The sequence below is a fragment of the Parviterribacter multiflagellatus genome (assembly GCF_056863265.1).
Map to the genome: position 1 here is coordinate 183,792 of NZ_JBXPIZ010000002.1, position 16,125 is coordinate 199,916.

At 74.1% G+C, this 16,125-nt stretch carries 12 protein-coding genes; 1 reads left to right on the forward strand and 11 read right to left on the reverse strand.

All coding sequences use genetic code 11. The features are described from left to right. The 9 genes from rhaS to AC1UE5_RS04420 all read right to left on the reverse strand — a co-directional run bounded on the left by rhaS (position 1) and on the right by AC1UE5_RS04420 (position 10,896). A complete protein-coding gene (gene rhaS, locus AC1UE5_RS04380) occupies positions 1–1,083 on the reverse strand; it encodes a rhamnose ABC transporter substrate-binding protein (RefSeq protein ID WP_482920859.1) in 1,083 nt (360 codons plus the stop codon). Beyond that, positions 1,080–2,177, reverse strand: a complete 1,098-nt coding sequence (locus AC1UE5_RS04385; RefSeq protein ID WP_482920860.1) for an ABC transporter permease — start codon at positions 2,175–2,177, stop codon at positions 1,080–1,082. Before AC1UE5_RS04385 ends, rhaS begins: the two co-directional genes overlap by 4 nt. After that, positions 2,167–3,222, reverse strand: coding sequence for an ABC transporter permease (locus AC1UE5_RS04390; RefSeq protein ID WP_482920861.1), 1,056 nt, complete (start codon positions 3,220–3,222; stop codon positions 2,167–2,169). The genes AC1UE5_RS04385 and AC1UE5_RS04390 overlap by 11 nt, the downstream gene beginning before the upstream one ends. Further along, entirely contained in the window at positions 3,219–4,730 is a 1,512-nt protein-coding gene (locus AC1UE5_RS04395) for a sugar ABC transporter ATP-binding protein (protein ID WP_482920862.1), read from the reverse strand. Before AC1UE5_RS04395 ends, AC1UE5_RS04390 begins: the two co-directional genes overlap by 4 nt. Next, complete coding sequence (locus tag AC1UE5_RS04400; RefSeq protein ID WP_482920863.1) at positions 4,727–5,509, reverse strand: DeoR/GlpR family DNA-binding transcription regulator; 783 nt, start codon at positions 5,507–5,509, stop codon at positions 4,727–4,729. Before AC1UE5_RS04400 ends, AC1UE5_RS04395 begins: the two co-directional genes overlap by 4 nt. Before the next feature lie 230 nt (positions 5,510–5,739). Then, positions 5,740–6,417, reverse strand: coding sequence for a glycosyltransferase family 2 protein (locus AC1UE5_RS04405; protein WP_482920864.1), 678 nt, complete (start codon positions 6,415–6,417; stop codon positions 5,740–5,742). Continuing rightward, positions 6,414–8,840: an alkaline phosphatase D family protein gene (locus AC1UE5_RS04410; RefSeq protein WP_482921486.1), complete on the reverse strand. Its 2,427-nt coding sequence runs from the start codon at positions 8,838–8,840 to the stop codon at positions 6,414–6,416. Before AC1UE5_RS04410 ends, AC1UE5_RS04405 begins: the two co-directional genes overlap by 4 nt. Then, positions 8,816–9,967 carry an MFS transporter gene (locus AC1UE5_RS04415; protein ID WP_482920865.1) on the reverse strand — a complete coding sequence of 384 codons (1,152 nt, stop codon included), beginning with the start codon at positions 9,965–9,967 and terminating at the stop codon, positions 8,816–8,818. The genes AC1UE5_RS04410 and AC1UE5_RS04415 overlap by 25 nt, the downstream gene beginning before the upstream one ends. Further along, positions 9,964–10,896 (reverse strand): diacylglycerol/lipid kinase family protein, encoded by a 933-nt coding sequence (locus AC1UE5_RS04420; protein WP_482920866.1) that lies wholly within the window; start codon positions 10,894–10,896, stop codon positions 9,964–9,966. Before AC1UE5_RS04420 ends, AC1UE5_RS04415 begins: the two co-directional genes overlap by 4 nt. 158 nt (positions 10,897–11,054) lie before the next feature. On the opposite strand from AC1UE5_RS04420, the gene AC1UE5_RS04425 reads away from it, so the two are divergent. Beyond that, the gene (locus AC1UE5_RS04425; protein WP_482920867.1) at positions 11,055–13,337 is read left to right on the forward strand and encodes an NHL repeat-containing protein; all 2,283 of its coding nucleotides are present in this window, start codon (positions 11,055–11,057) and stop codon (positions 13,335–13,337) included. Here AC1UE5_RS04425 and AC1UE5_RS04430 read toward each other — a convergent pair. Both AC1UE5_RS04430 and AC1UE5_RS04435 read right to left on the reverse strand, forming a co-directional pair. Next, the gene (locus tag AC1UE5_RS04430; RefSeq protein ID WP_482920868.1) at positions 13,309–14,547 is read right to left on the reverse strand and encodes a hypothetical protein; all 1,239 of its coding nucleotides are present in this window, start codon (positions 14,545–14,547) and stop codon (positions 13,309–13,311) included. The genes AC1UE5_RS04425 and AC1UE5_RS04430 overlap by 29 nt on opposite strands. Beyond that, positions 14,547–15,968, reverse strand: coding sequence for a hypothetical protein (locus AC1UE5_RS04435; RefSeq protein ID WP_482920869.1), 1,422 nt, complete (start codon positions 15,966–15,968; stop codon positions 14,547–14,549). Before AC1UE5_RS04435 ends, AC1UE5_RS04430 begins: the two co-directional genes overlap by 1 nt. Between the last annotated feature and the right edge of the window lie 157 nt (positions 15,969–16,125).

Here is a 16,125-nt window from a genome sequence, read left to right on the forward strand (position 1 = left end):
CTAGAAGTCGAAGTCGTCGATGTTGTCCTTGTTGAACCGGGTCGGCGGGCCGAGGATGATCTCCCCGTCCTTGCCGATGGTGTGCTCGCCGAGCTTGCCGGTCTTGAACTTCTCGCCCTCGGCGCCGGTGATCTGGCCCGACGCGAGCGCCGCGGCGGCGTAGCCGGCGAGGTAGCCGACGTCCTCCGGGTTCCAGAGCGCGAACTCCTTCACCGTGCCGTCCTTGACGAACTTGCGCATCTGGTTCGGCGTGCCGAGGCCGGTCAGCGCGACCTTGCCCTTGTACTTGGAGTCGGACAGGTAGCGGGCGGCGGCGGAGATGCCCACCGTCGTCGGCGAGATGATGCCCTTCAGGTTCGGGTACGCCTGCAGCAGGCCCTGGGTCTCCTGGAAGGACTTCTGGTCGTCGTCGTCGCCGTACGCGACCTTGACGAGCTTCATGTCCGGGTAGTTCTTGAGCTCGTCCTTCATGAACTCGATCCACGCGTTCTGGTTCGTCGCGTTCGCCGTCGCCGACAGGATCGCGATCTCGCCCTTCTCGCCGATCTGCTCGGCGAGGATCTTCACCTCGTCACGGCCGATCTGCTCGGACTCGGCCTGGTTGATGAACAGCGTCCGCGCGTCCTTGGCGACGTCCGAGTCCATGGCGACGACCTTGATGTCGCGCTTGGCGGCCTGCTTGAGGGCCGGCGCCACCGCGTCGGGATCGTTGCCGGCGATGATGATCGCGTCCGGCTTCTGCTGGACGGTCGAGTTGATGAGCGGGACCTGCGACGACGCGCCGGCGTCGGTCGGGCCGACGACGCGGTTGGAGCCCTTGAGCTCCTCCAGCGCCTTGGTCACGCCGCCGTGCTCGATCTCCTCGTAGGGGTTGCCGAGCTGCTTGGGCATCGAGACCGTCTTGAGCCCGGACTTGATCTCCGCGTTCGGATCGGCCGCCGCCGTCGTCTCGCTCGAGTTGCCGCCGCTCGCCGACGACTCGCTGCTGTCGTCCTTCGTCTCACCGCACGCGACGGCGAACATCGCGACCGCCAGCAGCGCGCTCAGCACCGCCAGCATCCGCGGAATGCGGGACAGGGTCATGCCTTCTCCTCCTGTGGCCTGGTCTGAGAGGCCCCGGAGCGCGACGGCCACGTGCCGCGGGACCGGGGTGAGTGCGCACGTGCCTCCCGCGCACGCTGCACGAGGTTCGGGCCGAGCACGGAGCCGATGAGCAGCGCGCCGGTCACGATCTGGATCCAGTAGGTCGAGATCGACTCACTGAGGGTCAGGGCCTTCTGGATCCCCCCGACCAGGCAGAGAGCCAGGACCACACCGGCGATCGTCCCGCGACCGCCGAAGATGGAGACGCCGCCGAGCACGACCGCGGTGACCGCCGTCAGCTCGAACCCGACGCCCACGTTGGCCGCCGCGGTGGAGTTCCGCAGCGAGATGACGATGCCGGCCAGCGCGGCGACCGTCCCGGACATCACGAAGAGCCACATCTTCACGCGCTTGACCCGGATGCCGGAGAAGCGCGCGGCCTCCTCGTTCGCGCCGATCGCGTAGATCGAGCGGCCGAAGCCCGTGTAGTGCAGGAGCGTCGCGAAGAAGAACGCGAGGATCCCGAACAGGATCATCGTGTTGGGGATCGCGGTGCCGGCGAAGTTGCCGAACGCGCGGTCGGTCCACGTCGTCGGGAAGTCGGTGACCGACTGGTCGCCGATGACGACGTAGGCGAGGCCGCGGAACAGCGCGAGCGTGCCGATCGTGACGGCCAGCGACGGGAGCCCGAGCTGGGTCACGAGGAAGCCGTTGAACGCGCCGCACAGCGCGCCGACGACGAGGCAGATCGGCATGATCAGCTCGAGCGGCAGGCCGGCGTTCCACAGCTCGGCCATGATCGCGCTGGAGAGCGCGAGCACCGACGCGATCGACAGGTCGATCTCCGCCGCGACGATCACCAGCGCGAGCGGCAGCGCCATCAGCGCGACCTCGCTCAGGTCCAGCGACCCGGTGGTGAGCGAGTCCCAGCTGAGGAACTCGCTCGACAGGCCCTGGCCGACGAACGCGGTCACGACCAGGAGCGCGATGATGAGCGTCTCCCAGCGCAGCCAGTTCAGCCCGGTCGGGCGGCGGTCGGCGGTGGTCGCAGGCGGCGCGGGCGGCGCCGGCGCGGTGGTGAGGTCAGCCGGCACGGCGTGCGCTCCTCTGTCGCAGGGCGGCGTCGAGGCGGAGCCCGACGAAGCGGTCGAAGGCGATCGCGACCAGCAGCAGCGCGCCGATGGCGGCCTGCTGCCAGAACGCGTCGACCTTCAGCACGATCAGCGACGACGTGATCGTGCTCAGCAGGACGGCGCCGATGGCCGCGCCGTAGACGGTGCCGACGCCGCCGAAGATCGCGACGCCGCCGACCACCGCCGCCGCGATGACCGTGAACTCGTAGCCGGTGCCCGCCGTCGCGTCGACCGTGCCGAAGCGCGCGGTGAAGAGCACGCCGGCCAGGCCCGCGAGGGCGCCGCACAGCACGAACGCGGTGAACACGCGGCGGTCGGAGCGCACGCCCGCGAGGCGCGCCGCGTCGGGGTTGGACCCGATCGCGTACAGCTCCCGGCCCGAGCGCAGGTCCCGGAGGCCCGCCCCCACGATGACCACCACGACGAAGGCGATCAGCGCGAGGACGGGGATCCCGAGGAGGGTCTGGGTGCCGAGGTCGAGGAAGCCGTCGGGCAGCGTCTCGGCGTTCACCTGGCGGCCGTCGGTCCACAGGAACGCGATCCCGCGGAAGATGTAGAGCGTGCCGAGCGTGACGACGAGCGCCGGCACCTTGCCGAACGTCACGAGCCAGCCGTTGATCGCGCCGGCGACCGCGCCCATCGCGAACCCGAGCAGCAGGACGACGACGATCGGCGTCCCCGGCGAGTTGGAGAGCAGCGTGCCGCTCATGAACGCGGTCAGACCGAGCACCGAGCTGACGCTCAGGTCGACGTTGCGCGTGATGAGGACGAGCGTCTGGCCGGCGGCGAGGATCGCGAAGATCGACGCGTTCAGCGCGAGGTTGCGGAGGCTGTCGGCCTCGACGAACCGCGGCTCCATGATCGCCGTGAAGCCGACGAGCACGGCGAGCGCGACGATGATGCCGAGCTCGCGCACGCGGAAGATCGTCTCGGTGAGACGGTGGGCCTTCTCGCCGGAGTCGGCCGGGGTCTCCGGCAGCGGCGCGTTGGCGGGGAGCGCGCTCATGCGGCGGCCTCCTGGAGCTGGCCGGTCGCGGCGCGCATCACGCGCTCCTCGTCGGCCTCGTCGCGGGACAGCTCGCCGGTCAGCCGGCCCTCGTGCATCACGAGCACGCGGTCGGCCATCCCGAGCACCTCGGGCAGCTCGCTGGAGATCATCAGGACGGCGAGGCCCTGACCGGCGAGGTCGCTCAGCAGGCGGTGGACCTCGGCCTTGGTGCCGACGTCGATGCCGCGGGTGGGCTCGTCGACGATCAGCACGCGCGGCTCGGTGGAGAGCCACTTGGCGAGGACGACCTTCTGCTGGTTGCCGCCGGAGAGCGTGCCGACCTCGTCGTCGAGGGAGTGGAACTTGAGCCGCAGCTTCTCGGCCCACTCGGCCGCCTGCGCGCGCTCCGCCGCGCCCCCGAGGAGACCGAACTTCGAGAGGCGCTTGAGGCCGGTCAGCGTCGCGTTGCGCTTGATGGAGAGCTCCATCACCAGGCCCTGCTGGCGGCGGTCCTCGGGGACGAACGCCAGGCCGGCGGCCATCGCGGCGGTCGGCTTGCCGTTGGGGAGCTTCGTGCCGCAGATTGTGACCGAGCCGCCATCGGCCTTGTCGATCCCGAAGATCGCGCGGGCGACCTCGGAGCGGCCGGCGCCGACGAGGCCGGCGAGGGCGACGATCTCGCCCGCCTTGACCTCGAAGGAGACGTCGGTGAAGACGCCCTCGCGCGTGAGGCGCTCGACCTGCAGGAGCGGCTTGCCGATCTCCGCGACCTCCTTGGGGAAGAGCGCGTCGAGCTCGCGGCCGACCATGCGGCGCACCAGCTCGTCGGAGGTGATGTCGGCGGTGTTGGCGTCCGACACGACCGCCCCGTCGCGCATGACGGTGACCGTGTCGCAGATCGCGAACACCTCCTCCAGCCGGTGGCTGATGAAGAGGATCGCGGCGCCCCGCTCCTTGAGCGTCCGGACGACCTTGAAGAGGCGCTCGACCTCGGGGCCGGAGAGCGCCGCCGTCGGCTCGTCCATGATCAGGACGCGCGCGTCGAACGACAGCGCCTTGGCGATCTCGACGACCTGCTGGTCGGCGATGGAGAGGCCGCGGACCGGGCGGTCGGACTTGAGCTTGACGCCGAGCCGGTCGAGCAGCTCCTGCGCCTCGGCCTCCATCCGCTTGTAGTCGATGCGCCGGCCCTGCTTGAGGGGGTGGCGGCCCATCGCGATGTTCTCCGCGACCGACAGGTCGGGGAAGAGCGTCGGCTCCTGGTAGATGACCGCGATGCCGGCGGCGCGCGCGTCGGTCGGGCTGTGGAAGTCGACCGGCTCGCCGTTGATGCGCATGTCGCCCTGGTCGCGGCGGACGACGCCGCCGAGGACCTTGACGACGGTCGACTTGCCCGCGCCGTTCTCGCCCATCAGCGCGCGGACCTCGCCGGGCGCGATCGCCAGCGTGCCGTCCACGAGCGCCTTGACGGCGCCGTAGGACTTGCTCGCGCGGTCGAGCTCGAGGATCGGGGCGGCGGCGCTCATGCGGCGCTCTCCGCGACCTTGAGCACCGTCGGCCCGGCGAGCTTCAGGGTCTGCAGGTCGTCGTTGCCCACGCCGTGGGCGAGGACGGTCTGGACGTCGGCGAGCGTCGTGATGACGTTGAGGCCGCGCGACTCCAGCTTGGTGGCGTCGATGAGCAGGGTCACCTCCCCGGCGCGCGCGATCATCGCGCGCTTCACTTCCGCCTCGAGCGCGTCCGCGTCGGTCAGCAGACCTTCGCGGGAGACGCCCTTGGCGCTGAAGAACAGGCGGTCTGCGACGTGCGCGTCGACCGTCCGCGTGGCCAGCGGGCCGACGAAGGAGCTCGTCAGGCGGCGCAGCGTTCCGCCGACACCGACGAGGTCGATGCCGGGCGTGGGCAGCGTCCCGATCAGGTCGATGATCGGGAGCGAGTTCGTGATGATCGTGCAGTGCGTGCCGCGCTCGGCGAGCGCCTTGGCGACGTGGTAGGCGCTGGACGAGCCGTCGAGGAAGAGCGACTCCCCCTCGCGGACCATGTCGGCGGCCCGCTGGCCGAGCAGCTGCTTGGCGAGCGGCTCGCGGTCGAGCCGCGACGCGAACGAGTCCTCGTGCGCCGTGATCGACGGCAGCACCGCGCCGCCGTGGGTCCGTCGTGCTACCCCTCGACGTTCGAGCTCCGCGAGATCGCGGCGCGCGGTCATCGAGGAGACGCCGAACTGCGCCTCGATCTCCGCGACCGACACCGACCCGGCCGCCTTGAGCAGCGTGAGGATCGCCGTGCGGCGCGCGTCGGCGAGCATCGACCGACCCTCTGTGAGTTCCTGTTCGCTTTGACCCATTCCCTCTCCGTAACGAACAGGAACGATCACATCAGCTCATCACAGACGTGTCAAGCGAAGTTCTTGTTGAGCTGCTTTTGCAGGCGTTTTGCTTGTGCGAACGTGTTACGAACGGTCGTTGCGAGCGGCACGTTCGAACACGCGCTGGCGTGTGAGCGCGGTCACTTGGCGCGCCGCCGCGCGCTCCAGCGTCAGCGCCGGGGCGCGAACGTCGCGGCGAGCACGGCGACGCTGTCGCGCACGTGGCGGAACGCGCTGGCCTCGCCGTCGTAGAGCGCGGGGATCGCGACCCATGCCACCGGCACGCCGGCGGCCAGGCAGCGCCGCAGGTGCAGCGTCTCCGCCTCCATCCCCCCACCCCGGAACGGGACGTCCTCCAGCGCGCGCCGCGTCAGCACGCGCATCCCGCACTGGCCGTCGGGCACGAACCGCAGCGTGGCCAGCGAGAGCAGCGCGCTCGAGCACGTGTTGGCCGTCCAGCGCACGAGCGGCATCCCGCGCGGGTCCGCCAGCCGGTCCCCGATCACGAGGTCGGCCGTGGCGGCGGCCTCGAGGAAGCTCGGGATCGCCGCGGGCGGGTGTTGCCCGTCGGCGTCGATCGTGAGCACCGCGGCCGGCGGCCGCCGGCGCTCCCGCAGCGCGGCCAGCCCCGCCGCGAGCGCGTGGCCTTTGCCGCGGCGAACCGGAAGCCGCACGACGTCGGCGCCGAGCGCGGCGGCCCGTGTGTCGAGCTCGTCGGCCGTCCACGGCGGCATCCCGTCGTCCACCACCACGAGCGCGCCGACCTGAGCGCGCACCGCGGCCAGCAGGTCCCCGGCCGGCGGCGCGCCGCAGCACGGCATCAGCGCGGCGACGTCCTGCCGCCTCATCGGCCCACCGGCTCGGTCGTGAAGCGGTGCGCGACCAGGCGCCGCCCGTCGTACCGCCAGCCTTCGAGCGTCACCGCGAGCCGGTCGCCCTGATCCTCCACGCGGACCGTCCCGTACTGCCCCGCCCCGGGGAACGCGCCGCCGCTGTACGGGCCGCCCTTCGCGTGCCCCGGCCGGTCGAGCGCGCCGGCGTGCAGGAGCGGGAAGCCCGCCCGGCCGGTGCCGGAGTAGTCGGTGTGGCTGCCGTCGTCCAGCGCGACCATGTGCGCGTCACCGGCCAGCATCAGGAGGTTGCGGATGCCGTGGTCGGCGACGAACCGCGACAGCGCGCGCCGCTCGTCCGCGTAGCCGCCCCAGTGGTCGGCGCCCGGCTCGGCGTCCGCGATCCACGGGACGGAGCTGACGAGGATCGTGAGCTTCGCGTGGTCGCGTGCGCGCAGGAGCTCCCGCCGCAGCCAGGCGTTCTGCGCCGCGCCGAGCATCGTGCGACCCTCGATCCGGTCGGCGCGTGTGTCGAGCATGAGCACCCGGACGGCGCCGACGTCGAACGCCTGGTAGATCGCCCCGTCCGTGCCCGCCGGCAGCGGGTAGTGCGGGACGGCCTGACGGTAGACGGCCGTCGCCGCCGGCCGCGACCGCGTCGTGCTGCTCGCGCCGTCGCCGCCGAAGTCGTGGTCGTCCCACGTGTACGCGATCGGCGCGTGCCGGTACAGCGCCGCGGGCGCGGGCGGCGAGAGCGCCCGGTCGTACTGGTCGAGGATCCGCGTCGGGGCGTCGTCGTCGACGTTGCCGTAGAAGAGGTCGCCGGTGACGAGGAACATCAGCGGATCGCGGGCGCGGGTCGCGTCGAACACCGCGCCGTTCGAGCCGGTGCGCGCGCACGCACCGACCGCGAGCGTGAAGGACGCCGGCCCGGCGGGGAACGTCCGGACCGTGCCCTCACGACCGTCGACCAGGCGGCCGTCGACCTCGATGCCGTAGTCGTACGCCGCGTCCGGCCGCAGCCCGCGGACCTGGAGCGTCGCCAGGCCGTCGGTGGCGTCGCTCACCGCGACGGCGCGCGAGGTCCGCACCGGCCGGTCGAGCGCCTCCCCGCGCTCGGCCACGCGCAGGCGCACCTGCCCCGCCGCCTGGAGCCGCACGGTGACCGCGAACCCGTCCGTGGTGACGGCGCCGGCCCACGCCCAACGGACCGGGCCGGACGGCGCGGCGGCCGTCGTGGACTGCGGGTGGGCGGGGCCGTACACCGCGTCGTAGGCGGCGACGGCGCCGGCCGCGCCTGCGGCGAGGACGCCCAGCGCGAAGGCGCCGACGAGGCCGAGCGCGGCCGGCCGTCGCCCGCGCGCCCAGGCGACCAGGAACAGCACGCCGGGGACGCCCAGCGCCGCCACCGCGAGCGCGGCGAAGCCCGGCGTGTACTGCACCGCGGCGAAGATCCCGAGCGCGGCGGCGAGCACGACGAGCAGCGCGCCCGCCACGTCACGCCGCCACGCCACGGCGACGCAGGCGGCGCTCACCGCGAGCAGGGCGAGCTGCAGGTCGTGCTGGAGCGCGTCGTCGAGCAGCCCGCCCGCGGGCGCCGCGGGCGGCCCGAGCGTCCACGCCAGGAGCGCGTAGCCGCCGATCGCCGCCGCGCTCCAGACGCGCGCCACCCGCCGCAGCGCGACCGGGGACGGCCGCCGCCAGCGCCGCGCCACCGCGGCGCGCACGCCCGCCGGGTCGACCGCGACGGCCCCCGCGAGCGCGCCGAGGACCAGCCCCGCCAGGACGTCCGACGGGAAGTGCGCACCGTACGTCACGCGCGTCACCGCGATGATCGCCGCGAACCCCGCGAGCCACCAGCGCAGAGGCGGGACGCGCACGCCGGCCGCGACCGCCAGCGCCGTGGTCACCGCGACGTGGCCGCTCGGGAACGACGGGTAGTCCGCCCACGCGTGGCCGTTCGCCGGCGTGGTGCCCAGCAGCTCCTCCGGCCGGGGCCGCTCCCACACCAGCCAGCACGCCCGCACGGCGGCGTACGCCAGCAGCCCGGCGAGCACGACGTCGGCCACGGCGCGCCGCGGCTCGCTCCGGCGGCGCCACGCGACCGCGCCGGTCAGCAGCGCGATCAGGGCGTAGTTGCGGATGTGCGGATCGACCAGCAGGGCGTCGACGACCTGCGGCGTCTCACCCAACCCGGCGAGCGCGCGGAACACCGCCTCGTCGGCCAGCAGCAGCTCGGTGCGCTGGACGAAGACCCCGCCGGCGAGCGCCAGCGCGGTCGCGGCGACGAGCAGGAGGTACGGCAGCGCGCGACGTCCCCACCGCCGCCACGGCGGCCGGGCGGCATGGCCGAGCGGCACGAGCGCCGCGAGCGTCGGCACTGCGCCGAGGACGAACAGCGCGCGGTAGCTCCCGCTCACGTCGATCGTCCAGCCGGCCACGGGCAGGGCGACGGCGCTGGCGACCGAGCGGACCGCGAAGTACAGGGCGCTGAACGTGCCCTCCTCCCCCGGCGGGATCGCCGCCGAGTAGACCGCGAAGCCCAGCGTCGTGAGGACCCCGAACCCGGCGGCGACGGCGAGCAGGCCGGGGACGGCGGCCACCAGCGACGACGCGGGGGCCACCGCGAGCAGCCCGCCGCCCATGACGGCGGCGCCCGCCGCGAGCACGCCGCGCTGTGGGCAGCGGGACGGACGGCGCCGGAGGCCAGGACCGCCGCGCCGGTCACCAGCCCGAAGACGGCCAGCACGGCGCCGGCGACGCTCGGGCGCAGCCCCAGCTCCCGCTCGGCGTAGAGCATGAAGAACGGCGGCAGCCCGACGTACCCCAGCACCCACAGGCCCTGAGCGACGAGCACCGCACGGGCGCCCGGGCGGCAGGCCGCCCGCCACAGGTCGCGCACGCTCCTGGGCGGCGGCGCGTCATCGGCGCCGGGCGGCTGCTCACGCCCGCGCATCTGCCGCACGGTCGGCACCGCCAGGAGCGGCAGGACGATCGCGCCGAGCGCGAAGGGCGCCCAGCCGGCGACCTCCACGAGGACGCCGCCGGCGAGGACCCCGGCGAGCGTGCCCGTGAGCATCGCGAGCTCCTCCCCCGCCGTCGCCGCGCCGCGCTCGTCCTCACCGTACGTCTGCGGGATGAGCGCGCGGTGGCCCGTGGTCATCGCGTTCAGGCCGAAGTAGGCGATCGCGGCGCAGAGGGCGAGCGCCCAGTACGAGCTCGCGTGGCCCAGCCCGACCGCGAGGAGGCCGCCCGCCGCGACCAGCGTGCCGCCGAGGACCACCGGCAGCGTCCGCCCGTGGCCGCGGGCGCGGAGCCGGTCGCTCCACGCGCCGATCGCGAGCGGCACCACGAAGCCCGCGACCGTGTTCACCAGCATGACCGTGCCGATCAGCCCGGGCGCGTCGCGGATGCGCTCCAGCAGCACCGGCAGGTACGTGGTCACGAGCCCGCGGCCCAGGCCGGCGCCCACCGCCACGGCGCTGAACGCGACGAGCGGCCCGACCCCGAACGGCGCGACACGGCGGGCCCGGGCGCGCAGCCGCGCAGCGTGCGCGACCGCCGTCATGGCCGGACCAGCCTGAGCGCCGCCGGGACGGCCGTCAGGCGCACGGGACCGGGCCCGAGGTCGAGCGAGTCGGCGACGATCGGCGTGCGCCCGCCGGTCCGCAGCTCGACCGTCGCGGCGCGCCACCGGTGCGTGCCGGGGTGGGCGAACGCGGTGCCGCGCCGCAGCTCGGCGACCATCGCGATCACCGCTCGGCGGGTCGGCGCCTCGATCCCGACGACGTCGAGCGTCGCGTCCGCGGGATCTGCGCCGGGCGCGACGTGCAGGCCGAACTCGTAGAGCGGCAGGTTGGCCACGAACAGCTGCGCCAAGGGGACGTGCGCCTCGCCGTCCGGGCCGACGACGTGGGCGGCGAGCGGGTGGAAGCTCGCGAGCGCGTGGATGCCCGCGGAGAGCCCGGCCAGCACGTCGCCGGAGTTGCCCGCGTGGTAGCGGACGCGGGCCTGGGCGAGGAACCCTGCGCTCACGCTCTCGACGACGAGCCGCCGCCGGTCCGGCGTCTGGGCGGCCATCAGGTCGACCGGCCGCACCGCGCCCGTGACCGCGAGCGCCGCCGCGCGGGGCACGTCGACCGGGATGCCCAGGCTGCGGGCGACGTTGTTCGCCTTCCCGCACGGGATGAGGGCCAGGTCGCGCGGCGGGACGCCGACGTTGACCGCGGCGTGGACCGAGCCGTCGCCGCCGCACAGCACGACGCGCCGGCCGTCGTCCCGGCGCAGGACGTCGGCGAGCTCCTCCAGCGACGACGTGACCGCGAGATCGACGTCGCCACCCGCGGCCCGCACGGCCTCGAGCAGGCGCGCGAGGCGCCGCCCGGCCGGCGCCGAGCTCGCGTTGGCGTTGACCACGACCGTCACGGCCGTGCCCGCTCGCGCCGCCGCTGCCGCCGCGGGAGCCTCGTGCGTGCGCTGAGGGGTCGCGGTCTGCATGGCTCTCGCACCGATCGTCCCTCGGGCCTGGCGCTCCGGCATCCGTATCCGGGGCGCTCGTGGTTGCGGACTTCTCCGGACGCGGGCGTGTCTGCCGGACGGTGGTTCGTGCAATCCGGCGTGCGGACCGCAACAGGACGCGCGCGAAGGTGTTCGGAATGCTCGTGCGCTCGACCCGACTCCGACGACCACCCGCCACCGCGGCCGCCACGATCGCGGCGCTCGGCCTCATCGCCGCCACGACCACCGGCGCCTCCGCGCAGACCGCGTGCCCGGGCGCCGAGCCCGCCTGCGTGTACACCGCGCAGAGCGAGATCGGCGAGCGCTCCGGCGGCGTGCTGCGGTTCCCGCAGGCAGTCGCGATCTCCGGCGACACGCTCTACATCGGCGACCAGGGGTCGAACACGATCCACGCGTTCCGCACCGACGGGACGTTCCTGCGCGAGGTCGGCAAGCCCGGCACGCGCGCAGGCGAGGTGACGGCGGTCGGCGCGCTGGCGACCGCGGGCGACGGGTCGCTGCTCGCCGTCGACGGCTCCAACCGCATCCTGCGCTTCGGCGCGGACGGCGGGTTCCTCAACCAGTGGGGCCGGCCGGGCACCGACGTCGGGCAGTTCCGCTTCGGCGGCGGGCGCGGCAACGACGCCGGCGCGGGCGGCGGCATCGCGGTCGGCGGCGACTTCGTCTACGTCGCCGACAGCGGCAACAACCGCATCCAGCGCTTCACGCTCGGCGGCGACCCGAAGGGCGTCATCGTCCCGCCCGGCACGCTCGGCTACCCGAAGGGCGTCGCGGCGCGCGGCTCCCGTCTCCTCGTCGCCGACAACCAGAACCACCGCGTGCTCGTGATGGACAACGGCGGGCGGCTCCTCCACACGATCAAGACCGACCAGTCGGCGGGCCGCGGCGACCTCTCCCACCCGTACGGCGTCGCGTTCGACCCGCAGGGCCGCGTCTTCGTCGCGGACAACATGAACCACCGCGTCGTGCGGTTCAGCACCGGCCCCGCGTACCCGTACAAGGGCCGCTGGGGCGCGTTCGGGACGCAGCCCGGGCGGCTCGCGTACCCGCGCTCGATCGCGACCGACGGCGCCGGCAACGTCTACGTGACGAACACGGGCAACGACCGCGTCGACGTCTTCGACCGCGGCGGCAAGCTCGTCCGCTCGATCGGCCGCAGCGGCCGCGCGGCGGGCCAGTTCAACGCGCCTGCGGGCGTCGGCGCCGACGCCGCCGGCTTCCGTGCGGTCGCGGACTCGATCAACGGGCGCATCCAGCTGCTTGGTCCGGACGGGCAGGTCGCGGCGGTGTGGGGCTCCCCCAACCCCGGCCCGACGATCCTCCAGCGCCCGGTCGCGGTCGCGTTCGACGGCGCGGGCGACGCGTACGTGCTCGACCAGCGGCGCGCGCGCATCTTCCCGTTCGCGCGGGCGAAGGGCACACCAGGGACGCCGATCGGCTCGCAGGGCAAGGGCCCGGGCCAGCTGCTCGACCCGAGCGGCATCGCCGCCGACGCCGCCGGCAACCTCTACGTCGCCGACACCGGCAACCGCCGCATCGCGCGCTTCACGAAGAACGGCACCTACCTCGGCGCGATCACCGACGTCGGGGCGATCCGCGGCATCGCGGTGACGCCGGACGGGTCGCGGATCTACACGTCCGGGGACCGCAACCGCATCACGATCTACGACGCGGCCGGCGAGCTGATCGACTGGTTCGGCGGGAGCGGCGCGAAGCTCGGCAAGCTCAACGCGCCCGGCCAGATCACGCTCGACCTGGCGGGGAACGTGTGGGTCGCCGACACCGGCAACCACCGCATCCAGCAGTTCGGCCCGGACGGCGAGCGGCTGGCGAAGTTCGGCGAGCGCGGGACGGGCCCGGGCCAGTTCACGGCGCCGTCGGCGGTGAGCGTGGACTGCACCGGCAAGCTCACGGTGACCGACCGCGAGAACAACCGCGTCCAGCAGTTCCAGCTGGCGAACCCGAGCGCCGCGCCGTGCGCCGCGCTGGGCGCGCCCGCGACGCCGCCCGCCCCGAAGACGCCCACGCTGCCCGACCCGGAGGGGCCGGCGGTGACGTTCCGCGCGCTGCGCACGGCGGGCGTGCTGGGCGCGCGGAACCTCCCCGTGCGCGTCGGCTGCGACACCGCGTGCACGATCACCGGGACGCTGAAGCTGACGCCGCGGGCGGCGCCGAAGAAGCCGAAGGGCAAGGGCAAGAAGGCCCCGAAGCCGACGGTGGTCACGCTGACGGCGACGAAGACCGAGATCCCGGCCGGCGAGTCGAAGATCATCCGGTTCTCGCTGTCGGCGGCGCAGGTGCGGACGCTGCGCAAGGCCCTCCGTGGGCAGAAGGGCCTGTACGCAGACGTCGCGCTCACGGCGGCGGCCGAGGTCGGCCAGCCGGGGCAGGTCAGCGAGCGGCTCTCGCCGACCGCCTGACCTTGCGCTGCTTGCACCCGCGCGGCTTGCGCTTCTTGGCGGCCGCGCGGGTGGAGCGGGCGGCGCAGCGCTTCTTGGCCGCCTTGCGGGGCTTCTTCGCCGCGCGCGTGCTCGCGGGGGTCGCGGTCGTGCCGCGTGTGGGAGCGGCCGCGGGCGCGACCGCGCTGGGTCCGGCCGGCGCCTGCGCGGGCGGTGCCGCGACGGGCGGTGCCGGCGCGGCGGGCGGCGCCGGGGGCGTGACCGTCCAGCTCAGCTTCGCCGCCGTCGGGTCGGCGTTCCCCACCGCGTCGTAGGCGATCACGGTCAGCGTGTGCGCCCCGAGCCCGAGCGGCTGCTTCGGCACGTACGGCGACGTGCAGAGCTTGGGGACGCCGCCGTCGAGCGAGCAGCGGAACGTGCCGCCGGGCTCGCTGGACCAGAACTGCAGGTCGGGCGTGAGCGTCGTCTCCGGCGGCGTCGCGTCGACCGTGAACGCCTTCGGCGGCGTCCACTCGCCCGCGTTGAGGTACGCGTCCACCGCGCGCGCCCGGATCGTGTGCAGGCCACCGGCGAGCGGCGCCGCGTCGAGGTCCTTGCACCCGCGCGCGACGTCGTCCACCTGGCACTCGAACGTGACGGGCTTGGCGACGTTCGCGTTCGTGGTCACGGTGAACAGCGGCCGCGGATCGGTCACGGCCGGGACCGACGGGAGCAGCGCGATCGGCGCGCTGAAGGCGCCCTGCTGGAGCGTGAGCGTCCCCCCGCCTGACGGGGGCATGTCCTTGGCGTGGTCGACGACGATCCAGTAGCTCGTGCCGGCTTCGGCGTGGAAGTTCAGCTCACGCCCGCCGCAGGACGTCGCCCGCGGCGCCACGACCTTCATGTTCCCCGTCGTCGAGTCGTTCGGGCCGATCACGACCGCGAACCCGTCGCCGAGCCCCGCCGCGGCGCCGCAGGAGCGCAGCCACACGCCCCCGGTGTGCTGGGCCTTCCACCGCGCCCACACCGTCTGACCCACGTAGGCGTCGCCGACGTAGCGCGGCTCGAACGCGTCGATCCCGGCGCCGGTGGTGGCGTAGTGGATCGTGTGCGGCCCGAGCCCGGCGACGACCGGGGCGTTGCCCTTGCTGTCGCTCGCGGTGACCTCGGCGGCCGTCGCGGCGGTGGCAGTGGCGAGCGTCGCGGCCGCGGCGGCGGCGGCGGCCGCAACGAGGAGCGTCCGCGCCCGCATCACGCCTCCACCCCGTAGCGCTTGGTCGACGCGACGCCGGTGGCCGAGCGGGTGGTGACGCGCAGCTCGAGCCGCTGGCCGCGCTTCCACCCCGCGCCGGGGCGCAGGCGGACGGTCGTCGCCTTGCGCGGCACGACGGTCCGTGTGACGCGGGCGAGGTCGCGGCCGCCGGCACGGAGCCGCAGCTCGACGACGCACCGCTCGCTCGCGCGGAGCCGCACCTCCAGCCCGCTCGAGGCGAGCTTGCGGCGGGTCGCCTTGGCGAAGCCGACGCCGGGCCGGCAGGGCGGCGCGGGCGTGGTGCGGGCGGTCGGCGCGGCGGCGCTCCCGCTGGGCTTGCCGGGCGCCGAGCCCGGCTTGGCGGTGCTGGCGCCGCCCGGGAACATGGTCGCCGGCGGGGCGGGCTTCGGCTCGGGCTTGGGCGCCTGGTACATGCGGTCCCAGACGAGCGTCGCGGCGGTGTTCTTGTCGAGCAGGTTGCCGACGAGATCGGTCGCGCGGACCTTCAGCACGTGGTTGCCGATGTTCGCGCTCGGCGGCGCGAACGGCGACGTGCACGGCGTGTACGCGCCGGCGTCCCAGCTGCACGTGAACTCGGTGACGGGCTCGTTCGCGGAGAACGTGAAGCTCGGCGTCGCGGTGTGCTGGTCGGGCGCCGGGCCGAAGGTGATGACCGGCGCGTCCGCGTCGGCGACGAACGTGTGCTTCGCCGACCACGGGCCCCGGTTCCAGTAGTCGTCGCGGAAGCGCACGCGCACGGCGTGGGTGCCGCTGGCGAGCGGCGTGCCCCCGTACGCCAGGTCGCACGACGTCTGCTGGCCGTCGATCTCGCACTCGTAGCCGGCGTGGCTCCCCCAGGCGCCGTCGGACTTGGCGGGGAAGTACGGGCGCGCGCCGGTCTTCACGGGTGGATCGACGAACGCGGCGGTCGGGGACGGGTTCGCGGCCTGCTGGATCGTGAAGTACCCGTCGCTCTCGAACTGCGGCTCGTAGATGCTGTGGTCGACGCCGATGTAGTACGTCGTGTTCGCCGTCGCCGGGAAGTGCTGGCGGCACTCGCTCGTCAGCGCCGTGAACGCCGGCTTGGTCATGGTGTTGAACGCCGGCCCGCCCTGCCGCACGAACAGCGTGTCGCCGATGCCGAGCTTGCCGCCGCAGCCGTCGACGAAGACCCCGCCGCTGCTGGTCGGCTTCCACTTGACCCAGACGGTCTTGCCCGCGTAGTCGGCGTTGATGTGCTGCGGCTCGCCCGCCTCGCTGTTCGCCCACTGCGTCTGCGCGGTGACGGTGTGCGGCCCGATCCCGGTGACGAGCTGCGCGGAACCGATGTTGTTGCTCGCGTTGGCGGCGTGCGCGGCGGCGGGGACCACCGCGATCGCGACCGCCGCCGTGGCGAGGGAGAGGAGGTGTCGATGGAGCATGGGCCGACCCTCTCCGCCGCCGCACCCCCACGTCATGAATGACCCACCCCCCACTTTCGCGTCCCCACCCCCAGGCCGCGGCGGCGAGACCGCGCGCGGGGCGCAGGCGTCGGGTGGCGCGGCACCGCTTGACGCGGGCGGTGCGCGCGGGGAAAGT